Annotated in this window: 21 protein-coding genes; 11 read left to right on the forward strand and 10 right to left on the reverse strand. The window is 71.5% G+C overall.

Translation table 11 applies throughout. The features are described 5' to 3' along the window. The first annotated feature begins 175 nt into the window (after nucleotides 1–175). A complete protein-coding gene (locus tag OG510_RS34530; protein WP_164265665.1) occupies nucleotides 176–1,309 on the forward strand; it encodes a PLP-dependent cysteine synthase family protein in 1,134 nt (377 codons plus the stop codon). Between the two features lie 30 nt (nucleotides 1,310–1,339). Here the strand turns inward: OG510_RS34530 and OG510_RS34535 are convergent, their stop codons facing one another. After that, nucleotides 1,340–1,813, reverse strand: a complete 474-nt coding sequence (locus OG510_RS34535) for an SRPBCC family protein (protein WP_406141955.1) — start codon at nucleotides 1,811–1,813, stop codon at nucleotides 1,340–1,342. Nucleotides 1,814–2,029: 216 nt separating this feature from the next. Here OG510_RS34535 and OG510_RS34540 point away from each other — a divergent pair, with 216 nt between their 5' ends. Next, nucleotides 2,030–2,419 (forward strand): hypothetical protein, encoded by a 390-nt coding sequence (locus tag OG510_RS34540; protein WP_406141956.1) that lies wholly within the window; start codon nucleotides 2,030–2,032, stop codon nucleotides 2,417–2,419. Between the two features lie 41 nt (nucleotides 2,420–2,460). Here the strand turns inward: OG510_RS34540 and OG510_RS34545 are convergent, their stop codons facing one another. Continuing rightward, nucleotides 2,461–3,162, reverse strand: a complete 702-nt coding sequence (locus OG510_RS34545; RefSeq protein WP_406141957.1) for an alpha/beta hydrolase — start codon at nucleotides 3,160–3,162, stop codon at nucleotides 2,461–2,463. 152 nt (nucleotides 3,163–3,314) lie between these two features. Then, the gene (locus tag OG510_RS34550; protein ID WP_406141958.1) at nucleotides 3,315–4,148 is read right to left on the reverse strand and encodes a DeoR/GlpR family DNA-binding transcription regulator; all 834 of its coding nucleotides are present in this window, start codon (nucleotides 4,146–4,148) and stop codon (nucleotides 3,315–3,317) included. A 226-nt stretch (nucleotides 4,149–4,374) separates the two neighbouring features. Here OG510_RS34550 and OG510_RS34555 point away from each other — a divergent pair, with 226 nt between their 5' ends. Continuing rightward, nucleotides 4,375–6,816, forward strand: coding sequence for a hypothetical protein (locus OG510_RS34555; RefSeq protein ID WP_406141959.1), 2,442 nt, complete (start codon nucleotides 4,375–4,377; stop codon nucleotides 6,814–6,816). Here OG510_RS34555 and OG510_RS34560 read toward each other — a convergent pair. The 3 genes from OG510_RS34560 to OG510_RS34570 all read right to left on the reverse strand — a co-directional run bounded on the left by OG510_RS34560 (nucleotide 6,776) and on the right by OG510_RS34570 (nucleotide 10,775). Beyond that, complete coding sequence (locus OG510_RS34560; protein WP_406141960.1) at nucleotides 6,776–9,232, reverse strand: right-handed parallel beta-helix repeat-containing protein; 2,457 nt, start codon at nucleotides 9,230–9,232, stop codon at nucleotides 6,776–6,778. The genes OG510_RS34555 and OG510_RS34560 overlap by 41 nt on opposite strands. Before the next feature lie 89 nt (nucleotides 9,233–9,321). Next, nucleotides 9,322–9,930, reverse strand: a complete 609-nt coding sequence (locus OG510_RS34565) for a hypothetical protein (RefSeq protein ID WP_406141961.1) — start codon at nucleotides 9,928–9,930, stop codon at nucleotides 9,322–9,324. 401 nt (nucleotides 9,931–10,331) lie between these two features. Continuing rightward, nucleotides 10,332–10,775 carry a DUF6643 family protein gene (locus OG510_RS34570; protein ID WP_406141962.1) on the reverse strand — a complete coding sequence of 148 codons (444 nt, stop codon included), beginning with the start codon at nucleotides 10,773–10,775 and terminating at the stop codon, nucleotides 10,332–10,334. A gap of 283 nt (nucleotides 10,776–11,058) precedes the next feature. Here OG510_RS34570 and OG510_RS34575 point away from each other — a divergent pair, with 283 nt between their 5' ends. Continuing rightward, on the forward strand, nucleotides 11,059–12,363 hold the full coding sequence (locus OG510_RS34575; RefSeq protein WP_406141963.1) for a TerD family protein: 1,305 nt from the start codon (nucleotides 11,059–11,061) through the stop codon (nucleotides 12,361–12,363). Nucleotides 12,364–12,427: 64 nt separating this feature from the next. Here the strand turns inward: OG510_RS34575 and OG510_RS34580 are convergent, their stop codons facing one another. Next, entirely contained in the window at nucleotides 12,428–13,666 is a 1,239-nt protein-coding gene (locus OG510_RS34580; RefSeq protein WP_406141964.1) for a glycosyltransferase, read from the reverse strand. Nucleotides 13,667–13,724: 58 nt separating this feature from the next. On the opposite strand from OG510_RS34580, the gene OG510_RS34585 reads away from it, so the two are divergent. The 5 genes from OG510_RS34585 (at nucleotide 13,725) to OG510_RS34605 (ending at nucleotide 18,253) form a co-directional block, all read left to right on the forward strand. Further along, nucleotides 13,725–14,510: a glutamate racemase gene (locus OG510_RS34585; RefSeq protein WP_406141965.1), complete on the forward strand. Its 786-nt coding sequence runs from the start codon at nucleotides 13,725–13,727 to the stop codon at nucleotides 14,508–14,510. Nucleotides 14,511–14,569: 59 nt separating this feature from the next. Continuing rightward, complete coding sequence (locus tag OG510_RS34590) at nucleotides 14,570–15,091, forward strand: hypothetical protein (protein WP_406141966.1); 522 nt, start codon at nucleotides 14,570–14,572, stop codon at nucleotides 15,089–15,091. 57 nt (nucleotides 15,092–15,148) lie between these two features. Beyond that, the gene (lnt, locus tag OG510_RS34595) at nucleotides 15,149–16,765 is read left to right on the forward strand and encodes an apolipoprotein N-acyltransferase (protein ID WP_406141967.1); all 1,617 of its coding nucleotides are present in this window, start codon (nucleotides 15,149–15,151) and stop codon (nucleotides 16,763–16,765) included. Between the two features lie 20 nt (nucleotides 16,766–16,785). Continuing rightward, on the forward strand, nucleotides 16,786–17,280 hold the full coding sequence (locus OG510_RS34600; RefSeq protein ID WP_406141968.1) for an NUDIX hydrolase: 495 nt from the start codon (nucleotides 16,786–16,788) through the stop codon (nucleotides 17,278–17,280). Between the two features lie 175 nt (nucleotides 17,281–17,455). Further along, nucleotides 17,456–18,253 (forward strand): 3-hydroxybutyrate dehydrogenase, encoded by a 798-nt coding sequence (locus OG510_RS34605; RefSeq protein WP_406141969.1) that lies wholly within the window; start codon nucleotides 17,456–17,458, stop codon nucleotides 18,251–18,253. On the opposite strand, the gene OG510_RS34610 is transcribed toward OG510_RS34605, so the two are convergent. Next, entirely contained in the window at nucleotides 18,250–19,125 is an 876-nt protein-coding gene (locus tag OG510_RS34610) for a PaaX family transcriptional regulator C-terminal domain-containing protein (RefSeq protein ID WP_406142705.1), read from the reverse strand. The genes OG510_RS34605 and OG510_RS34610 overlap by 4 nt on opposite strands. Nucleotides 19,126–19,213: 88 nt before the next feature. Here OG510_RS34610 and OG510_RS34615 point away from each other — a divergent pair, with 88 nt between their 5' ends. Together OG510_RS34615 and OG510_RS34620 are read left to right on the forward strand one after the other, a co-directional pair. Next, the gene (locus OG510_RS34615; RefSeq protein ID WP_406141970.1) at nucleotides 19,214–20,476 is read left to right on the forward strand and encodes an EfeM/EfeO family lipoprotein; all 1,263 of its coding nucleotides are present in this window, start codon (nucleotides 19,214–19,216) and stop codon (nucleotides 20,474–20,476) included. A gap of 154 nt (nucleotides 20,477–20,630) precedes the next feature. Next, complete coding sequence (locus OG510_RS34620) at nucleotides 20,631–22,484, forward strand: phospholipase C (RefSeq protein WP_406141971.1); 1,854 nt, start codon at nucleotides 20,631–20,633, stop codon at nucleotides 22,482–22,484. Between the two features lie 85 nt (nucleotides 22,485–22,569). Here the strand turns inward: OG510_RS34620 and OG510_RS34625 are convergent, their stop codons facing one another. Together OG510_RS34625 and OG510_RS34630 are read right to left on the reverse strand one after the other, a co-directional pair. Continuing rightward, nucleotides 22,570–23,319, reverse strand: coding sequence for a hypothetical protein (locus tag OG510_RS34625; RefSeq protein WP_406141972.1), 750 nt, complete (start codon nucleotides 23,317–23,319; stop codon nucleotides 22,570–22,572). Between the two features lie 162 nt (nucleotides 23,320–23,481). Beyond that, on the reverse strand, nucleotides 23,482–25,374 hold the full coding sequence (locus OG510_RS34630; RefSeq protein WP_406141973.1) for a glycosyl hydrolase family 28-related protein: 1,893 nt from the start codon (nucleotides 25,372–25,374) through the stop codon (nucleotides 23,482–23,484). Nucleotides 25,375–25,829 lie beyond the last annotated feature (455 nt).

The following is a 25,829-nucleotide window of genomic DNA, read 5'->3' on the forward strand; positions in this document are numbered from 1 at the left end:
GGATGCGGGCCCGCGCACCAGTGCACCGGGGGTAACCGGGCCGAACTGGCATGTGCCGTTATGTCCCGCGGTTCCGCAAGTCAGCCCTATGGGTGGTCAAAGTGAATGTTTGTGCAGGTGGGGCGGGTATCGTCACGGACGGACAGCGGAGCGGACACCATGAGGGGCGGCACGCGTGAGTACGAGCGCACAGGGACCTGGAGGCGGAGCCGCGGCGACCGCCGATGTGGACCGCAGCGACCCGGAGTACCGGGCCTGGCTCAAGGAGGCGGTCCGCAAGGTGCAGGCCGACGCGAACCGGTCCGCCGACACCCATCTGCTGCGATTCCCGCTCCCCGAGGAGTGGGGCATCGACCTCTACCTCAAGGACGAGTCCACCCACCCCACGGGCAGCCTGAAGCACCGGCTCGCCCGCTCGCTCTTCCTCTACGGACTCTGCAACGGCTGGATCAGGCCGGGGAAGCCGGTCATCGAGGCGTCCAGCGGCTCGACCGCGGTGTCCGAGGCGTACTTCGCCGGGCTCATCGGCGTCCCCTTCATCGCCGTCATGCCGCGCACCACCAGCCAGGAGAAGTGCCGGCTGATCGAATTCCACGGCGGCCGCTGCCACTTCGTGGACGACTCGCGGAAGATGTACGAGGAGGCAGGATCCCTCGCCGCTTCGACCGGCGGTCACTACATCGACCAGTTCACGTACGCGGAACGGGCCACCGACTGGCGGGGCAACAACAACATCGCCGAGTCCATCTACCAGCAGCTGAGGCTGGAGCGGTACCCCGAGCCCGCCTGGATCGTCGCGACGGCGGGGACGGGCGGCACATCCGCGACCATCGCCCGCTATGTGCACTACATGCAGCACGACACCCGGATCTGTGTCCCCGATCCGGAGAACTCCTGTTTCTTCGACGGCTGGACCCGGAACGACCCGACCGCCACCAGCGACTGCGGCTCACGTATCGAGGGCATCGGCAGGCCCCGGATGGAGCCGAGCTTCGTGCCCGGCGCCATCGACCGGATGATGAAGGTGCCGGACGCGGCCAGCGTCGCCGCGGTCCGCGCACTCGACCGGGTCATGGGGCGCAAGGCGGGCGGATCGACCGGTACGGGGCTGTGGAGCGCGCTGAAGATCGTCGCGGAGATGGTGGCCGACGGCCGTACGGGCAGCGTGGTCACCCTGCTCTGCGACCCGGGCGACCGCTACCTGGACAAGTACTACTCCGACAGCTGGCTGGAGGAGCAGGGCCTCGACATCACGCCGTACACCGCGGCCATCGAACGGCTGCTGGCCACCGGCGTCTGGACCGAGTGAGGACCCGAGTCACCGAGTGAGGGCCTGAGTTCACGCCGTCGCCGCGGCGATCCGGCCGTCCAGCTTGCGCGTCGCGTCGCGGAAGGCCCGCCCGAGGCCGGACCGGCCGAACCGGATCCCGGCCAGCAGCGGAGCGGGTCCGTCCGCCGCGAACGTCCACTGGACGCGGGTCCCGGAGTCCGTCGCGGTGAGCCGCCACTCCTCCAGCAGGGCCCGCAGGCCCGGGGTGTTGGTCTCGTCCACCCGGTAGGCGTACCGGGCGGCGGGGTCGGCCGCGAGCACGGTCTCCAGGAAGCGGGTGCCGCCCTTGAGCCGCACCTCGCGACCCCCGTCGGTGGCCCTGGCCATGGTGACCGCGGTGAACCAGGACGGCCAGTCCGCTACGTCCTCGGCCAGCGCCCGGTAGACGGCGTCGGGGGCGGCGGACACGCCTGCGGCGAAGACCAGGCGCAGCGGTGCGGTCTCGGCGAAGTCGAGCTCGACGGGGCGGAGCCGGTGAGCCATCGGGCCGCACCTCCAGACGTGGGCGGGGAACGGGCCAGCACACCATAGCTGACGGCTTATCAGCTGTCTGTACCGGGGGAAGCGGTCGTCGGCGCGACGCCGGGCTTTCCAGGGGACCCGCCGGGCTTCCCAAGGAAGCTACCGGGAAGTAAGAATCACTCCGTACGCGCACCTGTGCGATGTGGACGCCGCAGCGCACCGAACTCTGGAGGCCCCATGCCGGCCGCTGACCGTCCGACGAAGTATCTGGCCGCCCTCCTGGCCGGTGCCGGAGCGGCCCACTTCCTGGCCCCGCGCCCGTTCGACAGCACGGTGCCGCCCTGGCTGCCCGGCAGGGCCCGGACGTACACCCAGGTCAGCGGCGCGGTCGAGCTGCTGCTCGCGGCGGGGGTGGCGGTGCCCGCCACCCGCAGGGTCAGCGCACGCGCCGCCGCCGGTCTCTTCGTGGCGGTCTTCCCCGCGAATGTGCAGATGGCGTACGACTGGCGGCACCGGCCCACACCGCTGAAGGCGGCGGCGCTCGCCCGGCTGCCGCTCCAACTGCCGCTGGTCGCCTGGGCGGCGAAGGTGAGCCGGACCGCGCGCCGCGGCGCCGCCACGGGCTGAGACCGGTCACGGCCCAGGTGCTGTGGTCGGGCCGGCCCGCCTCACACCGCCTGGGCCGCCCCGGAGTCCAGCGCCCGGTCCACCGCGCCGGGCAGCGGCCCCAGTTCCAGCAGCCCCGCGACCGTACCGGCCGTGAGGGTGTGCCAGAGGCCCGGCCTGCGGAGCATCGCGTGATCCCCGCCGGTGACCGTCAGGGCGCACGCCCGCGCGCCCGATTCCCGTGCCCTGCGCACGAAGGCGGCGCTTCCCCCGGGATCGGTCGTACGGTCCCGGTCCCCGTGCAGCAGTACGACCGTGCGGCCGCCCAGATGACCGGCCGCCTCGTCCGGCGGGCACCAGGGGGCCAGGCCGACCACCGCGCGTACCGACGGGTGCGAGGCCGCGCTCAGCGCCGCCCGGCCGCCCATGGAGTGCCCGACGAGCACCACCGGGATGCCGCCCGCGGCCGCGGCGAGTTCATCGAGGGCGCGCCGCGCGTCGTACGCAGCGTCCGCGCGGGCGCCGTTCCAGCCCCGGTACCGGTAGCGGATCCGTCCCAGCAGTACGGAGTGCCCCGCCGTGGCCGCGGCGATCCGCGAGGCGATGGGCCGCATCCGGGCCTCCGGCAGATTCCACGACGGCGGCGGGCGCAGACCGTCGGCCCGGCCGCCGTGCAACAGCAGCACCGCGGCCTTCGGGGCCTTGCAGGGCCTGGTGAGTATCAGGGCGGGCTGCTGCACGCCGTCATCGCGCCGTTCGGACACGCGCGGGACTTCCTTTCCTGGCCGGTGGCTCCCGGGACCGTACGGCTGTGCCGTCCGGCCCCCGCACGGTCCTTCGTGGCCGACGGCCGTCCGGATTGGCCCGCGGACCGGGGAGCGCGCCGCCGGACCGGCGGGCGGCCTGACCCGCGCCGTCAGCCGATGGCCTCGCGGCCACCCGCCACGACAAGGCCCGGCAGATACTCGTTGATCTCCTCGCGGGCGTCGTCGGAGAGCCCCGAGTCGGTGACGAACGCGTCCACGTCCTCCAGTGTCGCGAACGAACTCAGCCCCACAGTGCCCCACTTGGTGTGGTCGGCGACCACCACCACCCGCCGCGCGGACTGCACGAACCTGCGGTTCGTCTCGGCCTCCGCGAGGTTGGGCGTGGACAGCCCCGCCTCTGCCGATATGCCGTGCACCCCGAGGAACAGCACATCGAAGTGGAGCGACCGGATCGCCTGGTCGGCCACCGGGCCCACCAGCGAGTCGGACGGCGTACGCACCCCGCCGGTCAGCACCACCGTCGCGGCGCCCGACCGCTGTCCGCTGCCGCCCGCGATCCGCTGGGCGGCGTGGAAGACATCGGCGACGCGCACCGAGTTCGTCACCACGGTCAGATCGGGCACGTCCAGCAGATGCTGGGCGAGGGCGTAGGTCGTGGTCCCGCCGGACAGGGCGATGGCGCTGCCCGGCGCCGCCATCGCCGCCGCTGCCCGCGCGATGTCCTCCTTGGCGCTCAGTTCGAGCCCGGACTTGGCCTCGAACCCCGGCTCGTGCGTGGACGCCTCGACCACCGGCACCGCGCCGCCGTGCACCTTCTCGATGACACCCTGGCGGGCCAGCGCGTCCAGATCCCTGCGGACCGTCATGTCCGAGACATTGAGCTTGCGGGTGAGTTCGTTGACGCGGACGCCGCCCCGGCGCCGTACCTCGTCGAGGATCAGCGCGCGACGCTGCTCCGCGAGCAGATTCTGATTGTCGCTCACCGCAGGGTCCGGTCCTTCCACGCGCCGATGCGGTGCCAGGAGCTGCGGGAGCTGCCCCTGGCCACCGGGGATCCCTCATCCTCGCACGCACAGTTCCCCGCCGCGCCACTGGTTGCCGCACCTCTTCCGGGGGGAGATTCAGTGAGAGCCGTGCGGCGGGCCGCGACCGTCCAGGATTCTGGACCGGCACCGCCGACCGTCCCCTCCACGAGAGCGAGCCACCGCAGTGTCCCCACCCCCGTCCCCCGGTGAGAGCGGCGGCCCCGCCCTCGAACTCCTCGTTCACGGCGTCGGCGGAGCCACCCCGCAGGAGATGCTCGGTGACGCGCGCACCGTCCGGATCACCGGTGACGAGACGGCGGCCGTCTACCGCCGCGCCGACGACACCGACGCCGAGGCCCACCCGCAGGACACCCGGGAGAGCCCCGTCCCCGAGGCATACGTCTGGTCCAACCTCACATCGGGCAACAGCGCCCGCGCCCTGTGGCTGCTGCTGCTCCCCTTCATGGTGGTCAACCTCGCCCACTGGATGCTGCCGTCCGGCCGCGGCGGAGCACGGACGGTCCGGCTGTACGGCGTGCTGGTGCGGCTCGTCGCGCTCAGCCTCACCGTGCTGCTCGTTGCGGCGGCCTGCGAGGTGGCTCTCGACCTGACGGCCTGGCAGTGCGCCGGATCGCCCGGCTGCTCCGACGGGAAGTCCTGGCTCGGGTTCCTGGCCGCCGCACACGGTGGCTGGTGGGCACAGCCCGGCCGGCGGCTGGCCGCCGCCGCGCTCGTCCCCACGGCGCTGACCGCGCTGCTCTGGTACCTCTCCAACCGCACCTGGAGTGCGTACGAGTCACAGCAGCCGCTGGGCGACGACGCCCGAGCGGCGGCCGCCGGAGAGCCGGGGGAGACCGGGGACACCGACGCAGGCGACATCGAGGCCGGGGACATCGAGGCCGGGGAGGGCGGCCGCCCCGCGCTCGGCAGGCCGGGATTCTGGTACGGGCGCAGGCTGGTCGCCCGGCTGCGCGCCGCGCACACCGCCGCCGGATTCCTCACCGTCGCCGCCGCGCTCACCCTCGCGACCGCCGCCTTCGACCGCCGCTCGTCCGCGACACTCCTGGAGGCCATCGGCTGGCTCCTTCAGGGAACGCTCCTTGTGGTGGCCGCAGTTGTCGTCTGGGTGGTCTGCCGCAGAGGCCGCACCGAGACCCGGCTCGACGAAGAGCTGGACCGGGCCGTCGTCACCCTGCTGCCGGGCGGCGCACTCACGCTCCTCGCGCTCTCCGCCGTCTACGCCGCCTGGTCGAGGCCCGGCTGGCGGTCGGGCGGCACGCTCCCGGGGGACCGCGCCTTCGGCATCCTGACCCTCGCCCAGCTCGCCCTCGTCGTGGTGCTGGCCGCCGTCGCCATGGCGATGTACCGCCGGGCGCCCCACACCCGTACCGCGCTGCGCGGACTCGGCGGGCCCGCCGTCGCCCTGCTGGCCTGCGCGCTCGGCGGAGTGATGACCGGCGGGGTCGCCCAGCGCGTGGCCGACTGGCTGGACGGGCCCGGCACCCCCGGTATGGGCAGGACCAGCTCCATCACGGGACCGCCGGTGCTGCTCAGCTGGCAGGCGTCCGTCATCCCGGTCCTGCTGTTCCTGCTGCTGCTCCCGGTCGCGTACTACGCTCTGCGCACCGTGCGCCGCGCACACCGGATCGCACGGACCCTCATGACGGACTATCCGGGGGAGAAGCCGGACACGGTGCGCACCCGGCAGATCGCCGGGGTCCGCGCCCGGGCCCAGCTCACCGACGCCGCACCGCCGTTCGTCGGAATCGTCTCGGCCGCCACACTGCTGCTCGGCGGGGGCGCGCTCGTCGGGTCCTGGCTCAGCGACGAGGTGCCGGGGCGGGCCGCCGATACGGCGCCCGGCTTCATCGCGTCCGCCGCCGACGCCGTACAGGCGGCCGGGTCCTGGCTGGTGGGTCTCGGCTTCATACTGTTCGTCGCGCTGGGCAGGCGCGCCTACCGCGACGCGTCGGCCCGGCGCAGCGTGGGGATCCTCTGGGACGTCGGTACGTTCTGGCCGCGCGCCGCGCACCCCTTCGCACCGCCCTGCTACGCGGAGCGGGCGGTTCCCGACCTGACCTGGCGCATGTTCACCTGGACCGACCTCACCGGCGGCAGGCTCGTCATCTCCGGTCACTCGCAGGGCAGCGTGCTGGCGGCTGCCGCGGTCTGGCAGCTGCCCGCTCGTACCCGCCGCAGGGTCGCCCTGCTCACCTACGGTTCACCCCTGGAGCGGCTGTACGGGCGGTGGTTCCCCGCGTACTTCGGGCCCGACTGCCTGGCCGGGCTGCACGGCGAAGTGCCCTGCTGGCGCAATCTGTGGCGGGCCACCGACCCCATCGGGGGCTGGGTGATGCGCGGCGGCGACGTCGACCGGGGGCCGCTGCTCGACCCGGTGGCCTACGGCAGAACCCGCGAACACCCGCTGCCCGACCCGGTCCTGGGCCACTCCGACTACCAGGCCGACCCGGCCTTCGCCGAGGAGCGCACGGCACTGCTCGACCGGCTGGCGGCGACGGTGCCGCGGCAGACACCGCACCGGGTCCCGGCCGGGCCCGGTGCGGAAGACTCCGCGTCCGGGCGGGTCAGGGCAGTTCGGGCAGATCCTCCGGAAACAGCAGACTGAGATCGTCGGTCGACATCTCGGCGAACTGGGCCACCCGGCCGGCGTGCCGCTCCACCATGGACTCGAACGTCTGCCGGGCGGTCCTGCCATTGCCGAAGGCGGGGCCCTTGGGCAGCACCGTGAAGTACTTCACGAGGGCTTCCGGCGCACCGTCGCCGAGCCGGTACTCGTGCTCGTCCGCCTGCTGCTCGACAATCCGCAGCAGCTCGTCGGGGGAGTAGTCGCCGAAGGTGATGGTGCGGGAGAAACGGGACGCCACACCGGGGTTGACCCCCAGGAAACGCTCCATCTCGGCGGTGTACCCGGCGACGATCACGACCACCGCGTCCCGGTGGTCCTCCATCAGCTTGACCAGGGTGTCGATGGCTTCCTTGCCGAAGTCCCGCCCCGAGTCCTCCGGGGAGAGGGCATACGCCTCGTCGATGAAGAGCACCCCGCCCCTGGCCCGGTCGAACGCCTCCTGGGTGCGGATGGCCGTCGAGCCGATGTGCTCGCCCACCAGGTCCACCCGGGAGACCTCGACGAGATGCCCGCGCTCCAGCACTCCGAGCGAGGCGAGGATCTCGCCGTACAGCCGGGCCACCGTGGTCTTGCCCGTGCCGGGGGAGCCCGTGAAGACCAGATGGCGGCGGGCGGACGCGGCCTTGAGCCCGGCGGCGGCGCGCCGCCTGCCGATCTCGATCATGTCGGTGAGGGCGCGCACCTCGCGCTTGACGCTCTCCAGGCCCACCAGGGTGTCGAGTTCGCCCAGGACGTCCACCGAGGAGCGTATGGGCGCGTCCACGGGCGACGGGGCGGCGGCCGACGGATCGGCGGCCGTGGCCGGCCGCGGTGCGGGCAGCCCGCCGAGCAGACCGGCCGTCTGCGTCGCGGTCGCCACCGCTGGAGCCGCCACGGCGGGAGCCCCGCTCGGGCCGGTCAGCAGGCCGCTCTCGTCGCTGGTGCAGTCCTCGACCACGGGACCGCCGGCGCCGCCCTCACCGAGGGTGCCGTCGGCGAACTCGTAACCGCTGCGCGCACACCGCTCGGTCCTGCAGCGGGTCAGGGTCGTGCGGCAGCCGTCTATGACATGGAAGCCGTAACCGCCGCTGCCCGTCACCCGGCAGTTGTGGAACGTGCCGCGTCCCTCGGCCGACACATAGAAGCCGGCCTCGGCCGGTGAGGTCACCGTGCAGCGCTCGATCCTCGGATCGGCGCCCTTGGTGACGATCACTCCGGTCTGCGCGCCGTCGATGGTGCAGCCGCTGAGCGTGCCGCCGCTGCCGTGGTCGCGGAACCAGGCGCCGGTGGACGCCTCCCGGATACGGCAGTCGTCCAGCTGCGCCGTGGCGCCGTCGCTCACCGAGACCGCGGTGTTCCGCACCTGGGCGAGATCGCTGTCGACCACGTCGGCGCGCGAACCGCGGTCCAGTACGAAGATCGCGTCCGGTACGTCGTGCACCCGGCAGGAGTCCAGCACCACCGTCGCCCCGTCGCTGACCCAGACGGCCGGGTAGTCGCCCGTACTGTCGTGGATCTCGCACTGGTTGGCGTCCACCCGGGTGCCCGGGTCCCACACCGAGAGGCCGTTGCGCCCGAAGCGCCGGACGGTCGAGCGGGTCAGCGTGAGCACCGAACGGGACCTGAGGTCGACCGCGTTCTCCGGGATGTCATGGATGTCGCAGTCCGACAGTGTCAGCACCGCGTCCGTGTCCAGCGTGACACCGTCGGCCGACGTGCGGTGGACGGTGCAGTCCGTGAGGTGGGCCGATGCGCGCGCGGCGATCTGCACACCCGTGCCCTTGACCTCGTAGATCTCGCAGCCGAACGCCTCCAGGCCGCTGCCGTCGCCGGAGACGCTCAGCCCGGCCCCGGACGCGTGATGGACCCGGCAGCGCTCGATCCTGGGATGCGCCCCGCCGTGCACCGAGATGCCCGACTGGCCGGCCGCGACCACCTCGCACTCCTCGAACACCCCGCCCGCGCCGTCCAGTACACCGATTCCGACGCCCGCCGGATTGTCGACCGTGCAGCGGCGCACGGTCGGCCTGGCCGCCCCGCGCACCTCGATGCCGACGGCGGAGCGGGTGACGATCCGCAGATCCAGCAGCTCCGGGGTGCCCTCCTCGACGAGCAGCGCGGGCGCGGACGAATCCTGCCCCTCGACCTGGAGGTCCTGGACGACCGCGGACGCTCGCACGGTGAGCGGGATGCCGTCGGCGGGGGCGATCCGCACCGAGCCGACCGCTCCGTCCGTGCCCCGCAGGGTGATCGCGTGCTGGACGACGAGATTCTCGCGGTACGTGCCGGGAGCGACCGTGAGGACGTCACCGTCACCTGCGGCCTCCAGGGCTGCGGAGAGGGAGATGTACTCGCCTGTGCGGCGCCGCCACCTGGATGTTCCGGTGTACGTCACCTGGACCGTGCCCTGTGCCATGGCGCTGTTGTGCCCCCACCTCGTGTGCCCGACGGATGTGGCCCCACCGTAGCGCGCGCTGGACGCGGGAGTTGACGCGAGAGGCGGTCTCAGCTGCCGGTGCCCGTGCGTCCCCAGTCGGGACCGGCTTCGCTCCAGGCGCGGTCGAGTCTCACGTACCGCCGCTGTATCAGCCGCCATACGACGAGACGGCGCCCGGCGACGATGAGCCCCGCCGTCGCCGCGGCCGAGCCGAACCCCGCGAGCACCGCGCGGGCCCGCACCGTACGCGGTTTCATGGGTCTGTTGACGAGGTGCCCGCTGTCGTCGGTCCAGACGCGCAGGCGGTCACCGGGGCGATTGTCGGCCTTGAACGTGGAGAGCGCGCCGCTGTGCCGGCTGCCGTCCACCCCGGTCCATACGGCGGCGGCCCGGCCGCGGGGCAGGGCGTCCGAGATCCCGTCCGGGTTGGCGGGCACCACCGATGGCTCCGGCAGGGGGCGCACCACCGTCGCCGTGGTCGTATGCCGGTGTCTGCGCTGGATCCGGGCGGCGTCCTGGAGGGCGCTGCCGGTGAGAGAGCCGCAGAGCCATCCCACGAGCGGCGCCGCGACAGCGATGAGCAGCACCGCGACGAGCGCCACCCACGCCTCGGCGAGATCGGTCCCACGGCGCAGGGGATTGTGCCGCCAACGCCACACCCCGGCTGCTGCTCGCACGTCCCGCACCCCCTTCCGTATCCGTCCTGACCTCACTGGGCACGGCCTGCCTGCGGCCGGGCGCAGCGAGAGCAATCTCACGCAAGTACAACGCGCCTGCCGTATCTGTGAGTTCCCTGGGAAAGATAGGGGGGTCCCGTACGAGGATGCACACCGGCCGCCAACGCGAACCGTGGGCACCGCTGTTGGGCAACGGCCTGATCGCCTTGCTCACGGACGGCCACGCCTGCGCGCGTCCACCACCGCTCTCCGGCAGGTCCCGGGGCCCGGCCGCGGCCGGACCCGGCGCACACCCCGTGAGGGACCTGGCCGGACGGATGTGGATCCTGTGCAGAACCGCGTGCACCGGTGGCGCCAGGGGAGCCGTCCTGCCGTCCGGTTCTGTGGTGCAGGAAGGACGGTCAGTATCCCCGGCCCTGGTAGGGGCGGTTGTACGGATCCTCGTACGGCGAGGGCGCCGGCCGCTGAGCCGCGGGCCGCATCGCCTCGTAACCGGCGCCTGCGGGCCGCTGCGGCTGCTGCTGCGGTCCCGGGTAGCCGCGCCCCCCGGTGGCCTGCGGAGGGATGTACGGCGTCGGCGCGTGCTGCTGCATCGGCGCGGGGTGCGCCATGGGCTGCGGATAGCCGTAGGACTGCCCCTGCTGCGAAGGGCCGGCCGGCAGCGCGGGCAGGGCCGATGGCAGCGCCGGCAAGTAGCTGTTGCCGGTGTCGTAAGCCGAGGGGACTCGGATCGGAGCGATCTGAGGGGTGCCCCGCTCTGCGACAAGAGAATCGTAGATAGGGGTGTCCGGGAAGGACGGCGCGGAGTAGTAACCGCCACCGTAGGTCGCACGGGGGGACGTCATGGCACATAAGTTAAGCCCACGATGTGCTGATTGGGGAGCCCGATAAGAGGGTTGTTTTGCGCGTTCCGGGTGACTGTGGATCCCCAATGCGAGCGAACTTGCCAAAAACGGTCGTCAGGGCCGACTCTGATCAGGTAGTGGCCTGCTCGCGGGCCGGTTACCGGCGGGTTGCCGCCAGATGGCGCAACGATCTTCCTGCGCTCCTCAGGAGCACTCCACGGCGGCTGGGATTAGGTTGGCCGTACGGAAATCTACGGCTTCACGACGCCAGTTGGGGGCGAGCATGTCAATGCTTAAGGGAACCAATGTTCCGGTGTCGGCTCAGGCCGTGCGGGTCGAATTGGGATGGCGGCCAGGTCCTGGGGTGCCCGATGTCGATGCCTCGGCCCTGTTGCTGGCATCGGGAAAGGTGCGCACGGACGCCGACTTCGTCTTTTACAACCAGCCGCAGCACGCGTCCGGAGCGGTCCGCCACGAGGGGAAGACGACCACATCGGACACCGCGACCGACACGCTCGCGGTCGACCTCGCGCTGGTGGAGCCCGCCATCGAGCGGGTGGTCCTGGCGGCATCGGCCGATGGGGGCACCTTCGGCCAGGTGCCCGGTCTCCACATCCGGGTGCTCGACGCGGCGGACGGTACCGAGATCGCCCGGTTCGACAGCCAGGACGCCACGGTGGAGACGGCCTTCCTCCTCGGTGAGCTCTACCGGCGGCAGGGCGCCTGGAAGTTCCGCGCGGTCGGTCAGGGGTACGGCAGCGGCCTCGAAGGGCTGGCCACGGACTTCGGGATCAGCGTGGACGACGCCCAGCGGTCCGCCCCGCAGACCCCGGCGGCTCCGGCCGCCGCACCACCCGTCCCGCCGGCGGCCCCGTCACCGCCTCCCGCCGCTCCGTACAGCGCCCCCGCCCCGCCGCCCGCAGAACCGCCCGCACCGCCCGCCCCCGTACGGCTGAGCAAGGTCACCCTGACGAAGGAAGCGCCCGCCGTCTCCCTCACCAAGCAGGGCGGGACATCGGGGTCCATGCGGGTCAACCTCAACTGGGAGACCCGGCAGCAGCAGCCCAAGGGCTGGGCGGCCAAGCTCGGCAAGGCCGTCGCCATGAACTCCGGTATCGACCTCGACCTGTGCGCGCTCTACGAACTGACCGACGGCCGCAAGGGCGTCGTCCAGGCCCTGGGCAACGCGTTCGGGTCGCTGAGCAGGCCGCCGTACATCCACCTCGACGGCGACGACCGCACCGGCTCCGTCTCGGCGGGCGAGAACCTCACCATCAACCTCGACCAGAAGAACAGCATCAGACGGGTTCTCATCTTCGTGACGATCTACGAAGGGGCGAAGAGCTTCGCCGATCTGCATGCCACGGTCACGCTCCAGCCGCAGCACGGCGCGGCCGTCGACTTCTCGCTCGACGAATGCACCGTGCCGTCAACGGTCTGCGCGCTCGCCCTCATCACCAACAACGCCGGGGACCTCGTCGTCCAGCGCGAGGCCCGCTATCTGGTGCCCGACCGCGGCGTCAGCCCGCAGCGCACCGTCGACCAGACGTACGGCTGGGGCATGAACTGGACGCCCGGCAGGAAGTGAGCAGCCGCGGTACCAGGCCCTGCCGTCGGCCACGAAAGGCCGACGGCAGGGCCCGGGGCCACGCTCAGAGGTCCTGCGCGGCCCCGGGCGGGACCTCGGGCCCGGTCCCGGTCGCCGCGGGGGAGGCGGCGCCCCGGTCCGGTCGCGCTTCCGGTTTGGCGTAGGTCCGCCCCTTCCAGGCGGCGCCACGCCCGCGGTAGTGCTGCACCGCGGAGTCGACCGTCATCACCAGATACAGCAGCGCGGTGAACGGCAGGGCCGGCGCGAGCAACGGCGACAGGCGGTAGTAGCGCAGCATCGGCAGATAGGTCCCCGCCATCACCAGCCAGGCGAGCCCGCCCGCCCACGCGGCGGGGGCGTCACCCAGCAGCAGAGCGGCGACCAGCGTGAGCGGCGGCGCGAGATAGACCAGCGCGAGACCGAGCACCGTGCCGGTGAGCAGCAGAAGGCTGTGCCTGAGCTGGGCGTACGCGCTGCGCGAGACCATCCGCCATAGATCGCCGAGCCCCGGGTACGGGCGCACACTGTCCACCCGATCGGCGAGCCCCAGCCAGATACGGCCGCCGCTGCGCCGCACCACCCCGGCCAGCGACACATCGTCGATGACCGCCTGCCTGATGGACTCCGGGACCCCGGCACGCTCCGCCGCCTCGGTCCGCAGCAGCACACAGCCCCCGGCCGCGGCCGCCGTACGGCCCCCCGGCCTGTTGATCCACCGGAACGGATACAGCTGGGCGAAGAAGTACACGAAAGCGGGGACGACCTGCCGCTCCCAGAAACTCTCGACGCGCAGCCGGGCCATCTGGGACACCAGATCGAGCCGCGCCGAACCTGCGGCGGACACCAACTCGCGCAGGCTGTCCGGCGCATGGGCGATATCGGCGTCCGTCAGCAGCAGATACTCCGGATCCCCGGCACGCGCGAGAGCGATCCCGTGGCGCAGCGCCCACAGCTTCCCCGTCCAGCCGGGCTCGGGCTCACCGGGGGAGACGACGGTCAGCGGGAGCCCGCCGTGCCGTGCGGCCAGACCGGCGGCCAGCTCTCCGGTCCCGTCGGAGCTTCCGTCGTCGACCAGGAAGATCTCGGCCTCGCCCGGGTACTCCTGGGCCAGCAGCGAAGGAAGGCTCAGCGGCAGGACCGCGGCCTCGTCCCTGGCGGGCACGATCACCGCCACGGACGGCCAGACGGCGGGGGCGGTGCGCGGTGGCAGCCGCTGGTCGGTCCGCCAGAACAGACCCTGCCCCAGCAGCAGCCACATCCACACGGCCAGCGAACACACGGCGATCCAGGCAATGGCGCTCATCCGCCGAAGTCTGCCCCACCGGGGCCGGTCCGGACGAGCTGTCGACTAGGGTGACCGAGTGAAGATCGCGCTCATGGACTCCGGAATCGGCCTCCTCGCGGCGGCCGCCGCTGTACGCCGTCAGCGGCCCGACGCCGATCTGGTGCTCTCCAGTGACCCCGGCAGCATGCCGTGGGGCCCACGCGCGCCGCACGACGTCACCGCCCGCGCCCTGGCGGTCGCACGCGCGGCCGCCGCACACCGGCCGGACGCCCTGATCGTCGCCTGCAACACCGCATCGGTCCACGCCCTGCCGGCCATCCGTGCCGCGCTCGAACCGGACGTCCCGGTCATCGGCACGGTGCCCGCCATCAAGCCCGCCGCCGTCGGCGGGGGATCCGTCGCCATCTGGGCGACCCCGGCGACCACCGGCAGCGACTACCAGCGCGCACTGATCCGTGAGTTCGCCGCCGGCGCCGACGTCACCGAAGTGCCCTGTCCCGGCCTCGCGGACGCCATCGAGTACGCCGACGAGGCGGCGATCGACCGGGCCGTGGCCGCGGCGGCCGCGCTCACCCCGTCCGGCGTAAGGGCCGTCGTCCTTGGCTGCACCCATTACGAACTGGTCGGTGAGCGGATCGCCGACGCCGTCCGGCGGCACGGCAGCCCCGGCGCCGAGCTGTACGGCTCGGCGGGGGCCGTGGCCGCCCAGGCGCTGCGCCGGATCGGGGCCGTGCCCACGTCCGGCGGCACCCCGGGCACCCGGCTGACGGTGCTCCTCGGCGGACAGGAGGCGCCCCTCCCCACCGCGGCGCTCACCTATCTGGAAGGGCGCCTGCTCCAGGCCGTCAGCCCCGCGCTCTGAGCCTCGCGCCCTCCGCCGGACCACCGCCGCCCTCGCGGAAGGTGGGTAGGCTGCTACGCATGAGGGACCACAGCGAGCCCGGCTCCCGGGTCTGGACCGGCCAGGCGACCAACCACGTGCAGTGGCTGCTCTCGTTCGCCGGGGCCGCGTGCCTGGCGCTCGGGATCGAACTGGCTGTGAGTTCCGCCTGGACAGCGGACGGCGCGCCCCTGCTGATGGCCGTGATCGGCTGTGTGCTGGTCGGCCTGCTGATGCTCTACGGCACGCTCGCCTTCGTCCATGTCGCGGTGAAGGTCGACGACCACACCTTCGAGGTGCGCTGCGGCTACATCGGGCTGCCGCGCCGCCGCATCCTGCTCGACCATGTGGTGGGCGCCGACTTCGATCCGGCCGTGACCCCGCGCCAGTGGGGCGGCTGGGGGTACCGGTGGCGCCCCGAGAAGGGCACCGCCGTGGTGGTGCGCCGCGGGGAGGGCCTGGTCCTGACCCTGTGGGACGGCCGGAGCTTCACCGTGACCGTCGACGACGCGGAGGCGGCCGTCCGCATCATCCGCGACCGGCTGCGGCTCTCGCCGGGCTGACCGGGCCCGCGGGCCGCGCTTGCCGGACGCACAGCCCGCCACCGTAGACTCCGCCTGGTGAGCGCCCCCACCACACCCACGGACGAGTCCGAGCGGCTCGCCCCGCCGCCCGTCGAAGAGACGCGTGTACGGCGGCTGGCCCGCCGTCTCCTGCGGCCCGCCGCCGCGGCCGCGTCCGGCCTGCTGCTGTACGCCAGCTTCCCGCCGCGGCCCCTGTGGTGGCTGGCACCCGTCGCCTTCGCCGTACTGGGGCTCGCTCTGTACGGCCGCCGGGCCCGGGCCGGACTCGGCCTCGGCTATCTGGCGGGCCTGGGATATCTGCTGCCGCTGCTGGTCTGGACGGGCGTCGAGGTCGGCCCCGGCCCCTGGCTGGGCCTGGCAGCCGTCGAAGCGCTCTTCATCGCTGTCGCGGGCGCGGGGATCGCCTATGTCTCACGCCTGCCGCTCGGGCCGCTGTGGGGCGCCGCGGTGTGGATCGCGGTCGAAGCGGCCCGGGCCCGGGTGCCTTTCGGTGGTTTCCCCTGGGGCAAGGTGGCCTTCGGGCAGCCCGAGGGTGTCTTCCTGCCGCTGGCCGCTGTCGGCGGGACACCGCTGCTCGGCTTCGCCGTCGTCCTGTGCGGCTTCGGCCTGGGCGAGCTGGTACGCCGCCGGGCCGCGCTGCGGCGCTTCGCGGACCGCAGGATCCTCACCGCCGCCGTTCTCGCCGTAGCCCCCGTCGCGGCCGGATTCGCCGCGCTCCCGCTGGTCAGCAACAGCGCCCAGGACGGCACGGCCACCGTCGCCCTCATCCAGGGGAACGTTCCCCGGATGGGACTCGACTTCGCCACGCAGCGCCGCGCGGTCCTCGACCACCATGTGAAGGAGACGCTGAAGCTGGCCGCCGATGTGAAGGCGGGCCGGGCCAAGCAGCCGGACCTGGTGCTGTGGCCGGAGAACTCGTCGGACATCGATCCGTACCTCAACGCGGACGCCTACGACGAGATCGACGAGGCGGCCAAGGCGATCAAGGCGCCCCTCTCGGTCGGCGCCGTCGTCACCCCGGACAACGGCGCGGGGTCGCCGCTCAACCAGCAGATCCTCTGGGACCCCAAGAAGGGCCCCGTCGACACGTACAACAAGCGTCAGCTGCAGCCGTTCGGCGAGTACATGCCCTACCGGTCGTTCTTCCGGCTGTTCAGCTCCGACGTGGACCTGGTCCGCAAGGACTTCGTACCCGGGCACAAGGCGGCCGACTTCGACATGGCGGGCACCAGGGTCGGCCCCGTCACCTGTTACGAGGCGGCGTTCGACTGGGCCGTGCGGGACCAGGTGAAGGCCGGGGCGCAGATCATCTCCGTGCCGAGCAACAACGCCACCTTCGACCGCAGCGAGATGACCTACCAGCAGCTCGCGATGTCACGGGTACGGGCCGTGGAGCACAGCAGGGCCGTGATGGTGCCCGTCACCACGGGCGTGAGCGCGGTCATCAGGCCGGACGGTTCGATCGCGCAGAAGACCAAGATGTTCACCGCCGACGCCCTGGTGGCGGATGTCCCGAAGCGCTCGTCGCAGACCCCGGCCACCCGGATGGGAACGCTCCCCGAATGGCTGCTCGTCGCACTCGCGGCGGGCGGCGTCGGCTGGACGGCCACCCGCACGGTGCGCCGAAGGAAAGCCGTGAGGGAGCACGTCTGATCGCCGGTTAGGGTCGGGGCATGGCTACTCCTGACTTCATCCGCGAGATCCGGGCCACCGCCGGTCACCAGCTGCTTCTGCTGCCCGGTGTGAGCGCCGTCGTCTTCGACGACGAGGGGCGGGTGCTGCTCAACCGGCGCGCCGACACCGGCAAGTGGTCGATCATCGGTGGCATCCCGGAGCCGGGCGAGCAGCCCGCGGACACGGCCGTACGGGAGGTCTACGAGGAGACGGCCGTACGGTGCGTGGTCGAGCGGGTGGTCCTCGTCCAGGCGCTGAAGAAGATCCAGTACCCGAACGGTGACCACTGCCAGTTCATGGACATCAGCCTGCTCTGCCGGGCCACCGGGGGAGCGCCCCGGGTCAACGACGACGAGTCCCTGGACGTCGGCTGGTTCCCCGTCGACGCCCTGCCGGAACTGGCCGACTTCGCACTGACACGGATCAAGCGGTCCCTCGCCGAAGGCCCCACCTGGTTCGAACCGGCCACTTTCGATCCCGCCCTCGACGCCTAAGGGCTGTCCCGCAATTCCCGGCGGGCGCGCGACGACAGCTACGGCACCTCGCCGCGTTGTCGGAACGTCCACATACACCCAGTATGCGGACGTCCCTCCGCCTTGCGATGCACCGCATCTGACGCCGCACGCTGATCCACCAGGAATTGCGGGACAGCCCTTAGGCTGTGGCCCCATGACCGAGCATCCTGCCTCCGCACCCGCACCCCTCGGCCTGGATCTGGCGGGCCGTACCGCACTCGTCACCGGGGCCGCCGGTGGCATCGGCGCCGCCTGTGCGCTCCGCCTCGCCGCAGCCGGTGCCACCGTGCGGGCCGTCGACCGCGACGAGGCCGGGCTCGCGGCGCTCGCCGGCCGGGCCGCCGGGCTGTCAGGCGCGGTCGAACCGTACGGGCTCGACCTGACCGACCTCGACGCAGCGGAGCGGGCCGCCGCCGGCGCGGACGTCCTCGTCAACAACGCGGGCCTGCAGCTCGTCCGGCCCATCGAGGACTTCCCGCCCGAGGTCTTCCACACCATCCTCACCGTGATGCTGGAAGCACCCTTCCGGCTGATCAGGGGCGCCCTCCCGCACATGTACGCCCAGGGCTGGGGCCGCATCGTCAACCTGTCGTCCGTGCACGGGCTGCGCGCCTCCGCGTACAAGTCGGCGTATGTGTCGGCCAAGCACGGCCTCGAAGGGCTCTCCAAGACCGCGGCGCTCGAAGGCGCCCCGCACGGTGTGACGTCGAACTGCGTGAACCCCGGCTATGTGCGCACCCCGCTGGTCGAGCGGCAGATCGCCGACCAGGCCGCCGCGCACGGGATCCCGCGTGAGCGGGTGGTCAGCGAGGTCCTGCTGAAGGAATCGGCGCTCAAACGGCTGGTCGAGCCGGACGAGGTCGCCGAGGCCGTGGCCTACCTGTGCGCGCCGCAGGCCGCGTTCATCACCGGCACCTCGCTCTCGCTCGACGGCGGGTGGAGCGCGCGTTAGCGGGCCTCCGGGCCCAGACCTCCCGCGACGTAGGCGCGCGCACCGTCCTCCAGCCGGGACCTGAGCGTGAAGAACAGGTCGGCCGCCCGGATCCCGACCCAGCCGTCCGGGAGCAGCTCAGCCGGGAGGCCCGGGTCGAGGTACGGGAGCTGACGCCAGTCGGTCAGCACACGGACGTAGTCCACGAACGCGTCCCGCCCGGCCGGGCCGGGGCCGGTGTCGGAAGGGGCCGGCAGACGGTCCAGTACATCCGCGTGCTTACGGACGAACTCGCCGTACAGAAGCTCCAGTTGGTCGAGGTCCCACCACTGCCTGACCTTCTCCTCCAGCGGGCCGAACGCCAGATGGTCGGCCCGGAAGAGGTCCGCGTAGCCGTCCAGTTCCAGGCGGCGGAGCATCTCGGCCGTGGCGTCGTAGAGATGCGCGGGGGCGATGTAGACCCCCGCGGAGGCCGTGCCGAAGCCGAGGCGGGTCAGCCGGGACCGCATCAGATGCCGCTTGCTGCGCTCCGACTCCGGTACGGAGAAGACCGCGAGCAGCCATCCGTCGGCCGGTGTGGCGCGGTCCCTGCGGAAGATACGGAGGTCGCCTTCCCGCAGGACCGAGAGGCCCTCGTCGGAGAGCGCGTACCCCGCCGAGCCGTTCCGGCGTTCGGCCCGCAGCAGGCCCCGCCGTTTCAGCCGGGAGATCGACGACCGTACGGCGGGGGCCTCGATGCCGAGGTCCGCGAGCAGCCCGATCAGGGTGGCCACCGAGAGCCAGCCGCCCTCGGTCCTGGAGTAGAGGCCGTACACCGTCACGATGAACTGGCGTGGCTGCGCGGAACCGGCTGCGGGCTCCCCCTTCGCGGGCTCATCCGCTTCTGCTGCGATCGTCACCCGGGGAGGCTATCAACGGGGTGTTCCGGTTCCACGGTCTACGATGTCGTTCCTCCGCGTGGTGCTGTGTCAGGAGGCCGGTGTGCCCGACAGGAAGACCGTACGACCTTCGCGCCGTGTACTGATCGCCGGCGGGGCGGTGCTGGCCGCCGCACTGGCGCTCGCGGGCGCCGGAGCCGCCGGGCTGCTGAGTGGTCACGGCCACTCCGCCGCCGGACACTCCGACGGTCTGCGGCACACCGGTGTCGACGCGTCGGCCGGCAGTTGTGGAACGGGCTGGCACGACCCGCGTCCCGGCACGCAGGTCTTCGATGTGCACAACACGTCGAGCGTGCCGGTCGAGGTGTATCTGAAGGACGCGTCGAGCGGCGCTGTGTACGGCGAGGTGGAGGGGCTCGGGCCCGGCACCACCCGGGCGCTCCGGGTGACCATCGCCTCGGGTTCCTACGCGTTCGGCTGTTTCCCCGACGACGCCGCGTCCGTCACCGGTCCCACCGTGCGGGTCCCGTCCGGCGGCGACGGCAGCGGCAGTAGCGGGAAAAGTGACAGTAGCGGTGAGAGTGGCAGCAGCGGCCCGGCCGCGGTGCCCGTCAGCCAGCACGATCTGATCCCGCCCACGCTGAGCTACCAGAAGTGGGTCACCGGCCGGATGGGTTCACTCGTCGGCGCCGCGCGGCAGCTCGACACCGCGGTCCGCGCGGACGACCCGGCACGGGCCAGGAAAGCCTGGCTCACCGCGCACCTCGACTACGAGCGGCTCGGCGCCGCGTACGGCACGTTCGGCGACGCGGACGCGGCGATCAACGGAACGACCGCAGGGCTGGCCGGTGGCGTCCACGACAAGGACTTCACCGGTTTCCACCGCATCGAGTACGGGCTGTGGCACGGCGAGTCCGCCACCGCCCTGCGGCCGTTCGCCGACCGGCTGGTCAAGGACGTGGTCGCGCTGCGAACGGACTGGCGGCAGGCCCGGATGGACCCACTCGACCTGGGGCTGCGGGCGCACGAAATCCTGGAGAATACCGTGCAGTTCGAGCTGACGGGCCGCACCGACTACGGCAGCGGCAGCAATCTCGCGACCGCCCGCGCCAATCTCGACGGCACCCGGGTCGTGCTGTCCAGGCTGCGCCCGGTGCTCAGCGGCAGATACCCGGGGCTGAAGACCCTGGACGCCGAACTCGACCGGACCCAGGCGGTGCTGGACCGTCAGGAGCACGGAGGGCACTGGACCGCGCCCGCCCGGCTCGGCCGCGCGGAGCGCGAGAAGGTGAACGCCGCGGTCAGCGGACTGGTGGAGCGGCTCGCGGACATCGCGGCTCTCTGTGACGTACGGCGGTCGTCCTGACGGGCCTTCGGTTCCCGCTCAACAGTTTGTTTGCTCAATTTTGTTTTCCCACCGGATGCCAGGTGTTCACTCCCGTGTCATCGTGATGCATCGTGTCAGGATGTTGAGACGTGCATGACAGGGTGCACCAGGCAGAAGTGGAAGGCGGATCCGCATGGGGAGCAAGGGCAGAGGAGCAGGCGCGCGCCGTTGGGGAGCGCTGGCCGGTGCCGCCGCGCTGACCGTACTCGGCGGCGCCGCACCCGTCTGGGCGACGGGGCCCGCCACAGCGCACCACGGGAGTGCGACGGCGACCCCCATCAAACACCTGGTGGTGCTCTTCGACGAGAACATCTCCTTCGACCACTACTTCGCGACGTACCCGCAGGCCGCGAACACCGACGGCACGAAGTTCACGCCCTCCCCGCGCACGCCCCACGACATCGACAATCTCCGTACCGCCGGGCTGCTCGACAAGAACCCCAACCAGTACCTGCCCAAGCGGCTCACCCCCGACCAGGCCATGACCTGCGACCAGAACCACTCGTACGGTCCGGAGCAGTACGCGTACAACGGCGGCAAGGCCGACAAGTTCGTGGAGAACACCGACTCGGGCAAGTGCTCGGGCAACCTCTTCGGTGAACCCGGCCTGGGCATGGACTACTTCGACGGCAACACCGTCACCGCGATGTGGAACTACGCCCAGCACTACGCCCTCAACGACAACTCCTTCGGCTCCGCCTACGGGCCGTCGACCCCGGGCGCCATCGAGCTGGTCTCGGGCCAGACGCACGGTGTGGTCTCCACCGACCCCGCCTCCTCCACCGAGCACCCCGAGCGGACCGACAAGCCCGACCCGGCGGCGGTGGCGTCGCCGGACGCGCACGGCGTCGGCACCATGATCACCGACCCGGACCCGGCCTACGACGACTGTTCCGGCAACGACCACACCAGCAAGTCCTCCCTCGCCATGCTGGGCGGCAAGAACATCGGTGACCGGCTGAACGAGAAGAACGTCAGCTGGGGCTGGTTCCAGGGCGGCTTCCGGCCGAGCACCCCGTGGGACGGCACGTCGGACCACCTCGCCAAGTGCGGCGGCACCACACACGCGAACGTCGGCGGCGAGCAGGTCGTGGACTACAGCCCGCACCACGATCCCTTCCAGTACTACGCGTCGACGGCCAACCCGCACCACGTGGCGCCGAAGTCGGTCGCCGAGATCGGTCACGCGGGGCAGGCCAACCACAACTACGACCTGACGGACTTCGACGCGGCCCTCACGTCGGGCCATCTGCCGTCGGTGAGCTTCCTCAAGGCCCCCTCCTACCAGGACGGGCACGCCGGATACTCCGACCCCACCGATGAGCAGGACTTCCTGATCGGTCAGATCAACAAGATCCAGCAGTCCCCGCAGTGGAAGGACACGGCGGTCGTCCTCGCCTACGACGACTCGGACGGCTGGTACGACCACGTGTACGCCAAGCCGCGCAACGGCTCGCAGGACACCAGCAAGCAGACGAACGGCAAGACGGTGGACTCACCGGCGTGCCAGAAGGGCCCGAAGGCCGCGGGCGGCTATGCCGACCGGTGCGGTCCCGGCGCCCGGCAGCCGCTGATGGTCATCTCCCCGTACGGCAAGGTCAACAAGATCGACCACACCCGGACCGAGCAGACCTCCATCATCAAGTTCGTCGAGGAGAACTGGCACACCGGCCGCATCGGGGACCACTCCTTCGACACCCGGGCCGGATCGCTGGCCGGGATGCTCGACTTCCGCCACCCCAACGGCAAGCAGGTCCTGCTGAACAAGGACGGCTCCGTCAAGTCGGCCGGCCCCATCAGGCCGGTGGCGCCGGCCGCCGCGCGGATCACCGACCCGCAGCGGCAGCACGTCGCCATCGAGGAACTCTCCGGCAGCGGAAGCTCCCGGCCGGGTCTGCTGACCGCCGGTGTGCTGGCGGCAGTGGTCGTCGGCGGCGCGGGTGTGACGCTTGCGGTCCGCCGCCGCTCCGGGCGGGGCGCGGCCTGAGCCGTACGGCATGACGCCGGGGACCGGGCCGTGGTGGCCCGGTCCCCGGCGCTGCTGTCCGGCGCGCTGCCCCCCCCCGCCGTTCTCAGGTGGAGGCCGCCGGGCCGACCTGGGTCTTGAGCTTCGAGATGTTCACCGCCTGGTCGGGCGACGGTGTGCTCGACGGCACGGGTTTGTCGAAGCCGGAGAACCCCACGGTCGCCAGGGTGGTTCCGTCCTTCGCCTTCACCGTGACCTGGACGGGATAGGGCTTGCCGTGCGTCGCCACGTACAGGGTCTCCCGCTGGCCGCCGCGTACCCCGCTGACCGGGACCACCTCGATCCCGTGGAGCTTGGTCACCTTGCCCTTGGTCAGCCGGCCGCCCGAAGTGCCCGACTCCGTACTCGTCTTGAGGAACGAGTCCAGATCGCAGACTTTCGAGAGGCCCTGCAGCGGGGAGTCGCTCGACGACCCTTCGAGATAGCGCCCGTTGATGACGGCCTCGGCGGCGCTGCCTCCCGGCACCTGGTTCTTCCAGAAGGCCGCGTCCGGCTTGATCCAGACCTTGCCGCCCCTCTTGATGATCTCGACGGAGCCCTGGCCGCCCAGGCTCACCGAGCCCCGGCAGTTGGCCTGCCGGTCGAGCGTGAGGTCCATCGAGGTGGGGGTGCCCCGTGAGCCGAATCTCCCGTGGACACTGATGTGCAGCGATGAGGTCCCGTAGAGGGCGTCATGTGCCTTTTTGGCGATCTCCTGGGCCGACAGCGACCCTGTCCCGCCGTCCGCCACGGCTGAGCCGCCCGCAGCGATCGTCAGAACGGCTGCTGCGGCGCCCGCTGCCAGTGGCTTGGCCATGCGGTGTCCTGTCAACGTCGCCTCCTGAATGTGCCTGGTCAAGGGCGGTGAGACGTACACGACGAGGCTACGCCCGCCATGCGTGTGCCGCACGGCGGGCGCCGGAGGAGCGGGAGATCAGCCGGTGTGTGCCGGCCGCGGGGAGTGCGGTGCGGCCGGTGCTCAGCTCGTGCCGCTGCCCTGCGGTACGCCGCCGTTGGTCCACACCGGGTCGGGCCAGGTGCCGGTGCAGACCGGCGGGTCCGCGTACCAGCCGGAGTTCCCCGTGCCCTGGGTGATCTCGAAACCGGAACCGATGCAGTTGTGGATCGGGTTCGGCTGCGCGATGTGGGTGGCGGTGACATCGGTGAACGAGGCGGTGCCAGGCGCCTGGATCTGGAGTGCGTACGTCCCGGCGCCGTCGATCCTCACGTGGTCGAAGTGCAGACCGTTCGTCGCACCCTCGATCAGCATGATCGCCGCGTACGAGCTGTCGAGGATCTCGCTGTCGGTGATGTCGATGTCGCCGTTCACCGGTTCGTTGAGGCCGCTGAACCAGATGGCGCCCACGCCGAACTGCCAGTTGAAGTCGTTGTTCCCGGTCCGGATCAGGGTGTTGCGCGCGGCGGTCGTGGTGCCCGAAACGGTCGTTCCCTGGCCGGAGTTGACGCCCGGATAGCGATTGGCGATATGCAGGCCGCCGCCGTTGGTGATGGTGTCGGCCATCACGTTGTCGGAGATGGTGATGTCCTTGCCGCCGTAGGTCACGATGTTGTTCGCCAGGATCGGCAGGACCACGGTGTTGAACGTGAACTTGTTGTTGACGTTCGGGATGTTCTCCGCCCACATGGCCAGGCCGTCGTCGCCGGTGTTGCGTACGAAGGTGTTGGTGACGGTGGAGTTGGTGACGCCCATATGGAAATTGACGCCGTCCGCGGTCTGGTCGAGGATGCGGCTGTTCTTGATGGTGAAGTTGTCCATCGGGCCGTCCATCCAGGCGCCGACCTTGGTGTGCTGCATCCACACGTCGTCGACCGTGGAGTCGGAGAGTGCGCCGCCGACCGCGTTGACCTGGTCGTTGTCCTCGCGCTCACGGATATCGCCCATGATGGCGAAGTCCTTGAGGGTGACGTCGCTGCTGCCGCCGGCCGACGCGTACTTCCCGTACACGCCGACGGCCTTGCTGCGGTCGGTCGGGTCGCGTCCGGTCAGCACGCTGTACCAGGGGCCCGCTCCGGCGAGTGTCACCTTGTCGACCACGATGTGGTCCCGTACCTGGAAGGTGCCCTGCGGGATGTAGACCGTCCTGCCCTGGGTCTTGCCCGCGTCGACGGCCGCCTGGATCTCGGCGGTCGAGTCGGCGGCCCCGGTCGGGTCGGCGCCGAAGTCCTTCACCACGTCCAGCGCGCCAGCGGGTTCGGGGATCGGCGCGGCTACCTGCTCGAAGTCGGCCAGGTCGATGGTGAACGTCGGCGACTGCGCCGTCGACGCGACCTGGAGGCGGACCTTGGTCCCGGTCGGCAGCGTCGAGCCGAACATGGTGCGGGTCTCGTCGTAGAAGTGGTGCGGGTTGGTGTCACCGGGGTTGTTGTTGAAGGGATAACCCCCGTAGTACCAGCTGTACTTGGAGGTCACCGGCACGCTCTTGAGCTGGTTGCCGTCCACCTTCAGATCGATGGAGGCGTCCCGGCCGGCCCCGTCCGGTGTGTCGGGCAGTGAGTACCGGAAGGACATCGCGTTCGCCGGTGCGGTGAGCGTGAACTCCACGTACTCGCCGGTCGCGTCGAGTGTCACCGCCTGACGTCCGGACGCCTCCGACGGCAGATGGCCGTAGAGGCGGTCGGGGCCGATGAGGGTGCCGTTGGTGGCGGCGTACTCGGCCTCCTGTTCCTTGAAGGGCACGTCGGCGCCCCGGCCGGAAACGCCGACGGGTGAGGGGGCCGGCACTCCCGCCGCCCAGGCGGCGGGGGCACTGGAGATGACCGCGGCGGCGGCCGTTCCGGCCAGGGCGAGTGCCATGGAGAGGGATACGGAGATACCGCGGCGGAGCAGGCGGCGTCTTGGGGGAGGGGGCACAGACATACGTCCTTGCGGCTCGTGGGGGGCTCTGCGGACGCCGAAAGGCTAGAAGCGAGGCCGAAGAAAGTCTATGAGTCTGCGCAAGAAAGCATGCCAGTCATGCAAAATCGCGACTGCGGTGCTGGCTCGAAGGTGCGCGGCAGGTCGTACTCGGCGCCGTCCTCGTGCCCGGAACATGCCGACCGACCCGGCCCGACCCGTGCGGAGCGGTGCGCTCACGCCGACGTGGCGGGGAGAGAGGCGAGGAACTCGCGGACGTGGCGGAGCCAGGTCGCTCGGTCGACCGCGTTCAGGATGTGGGCGGCGCCGGGACGCAGAGGTCGCCACAGCCGGGCGTTGTCGAGCCAAGCTGACAGGAAGGTCTCAGGTCGAGCCGCCTGCGGCGCCCGCGGCCGGGTGGTCCCTGCTCATCCGGCCGCGTCTCGTCGTACGGGAGCCCACCGCCGCGGTGC

It is taken from the genome of Streptomyces sp. NBC_01089 (assembly GCF_045162975.1).
GTDB lineage: Bacteria > Actinomycetota > Actinomycetes > Streptomycetales > Streptomycetaceae > Streptomyces.

What these genes read in the sequence shown, in the direction of transcription:
- OG510_RS34535 (WP_406141955.1), bottom strand. Translation starts at nt 1,813, where the DNA reads ATGGCTCACCGGCTCCGCCCCGTCGAGCTCGACTTCGCCGAGACCGCA.
- OG510_RS34540 (WP_406141956.1), top strand. Translation starts at nt 2,030, where the DNA reads ATGCCGGCCGCTGACCGTCCGACGAAGTATCTGGCCGCCCTCCTGGCC.
- OG510_RS34560 (WP_406141960.1), bottom strand. Translation starts at nt 9,232, where the DNA reads ATGGCACAGGGCACGGTCCAGGTGACGTACACCGGAACATCCAGGTGG.
- OG510_RS34570 (WP_406141962.1), bottom strand. Translation starts at nt 10,775, where the DNA reads ATGACGTCCCCCCGTGCGACCTACGGTGGCGGTTACTACTCCGCGCCG.
- OG510_RS34575 (WP_406141963.1), top strand. Translation starts at nt 11,059, where the DNA reads ATGTCAATGCTTAAGGGAACCAATGTTCCGGTGTCGGCTCAGGCCGTG.
- OG510_RS34580 (WP_406141964.1), bottom strand. Translation starts at nt 13,666, where the DNA reads ATGAGCGCCATTGCCTGGATCGCCGTGTGTTCGCTGGCCGTGTGGATG.
- OG510_RS34590 (WP_406141966.1), top strand. Translation starts at nt 14,570, where the DNA reads ATGAGGGACCACAGCGAGCCCGGCTCCCGGGTCTGGACCGGCCAGGCG.
- OG510_RS34600 (WP_406141968.1), top strand. Translation starts at nt 16,786, where the DNA reads ATGGCTACTCCTGACTTCATCCGCGAGATCCGGGCCACCGCCGGTCAC.
- OG510_RS34605 (WP_406141969.1), top strand. Translation starts at nt 17,456, where the DNA reads ATGACCGAGCATCCTGCCTCCGCACCCGCACCCCTCGGCCTGGATCTG.
- OG510_RS34620 (WP_406141971.1), top strand. Translation starts at nt 20,631, where the DNA reads ATGGGGAGCAAGGGCAGAGGAGCAGGCGCGCGCCGTTGGGGAGCGCTG.
- OG510_RS34625 (WP_406141972.1), bottom strand. Translation starts at nt 23,319, where the DNA reads ATGGCCAAGCCACTGGCAGCGGGCGCCGCAGCAGCCGTTCTGACGATC.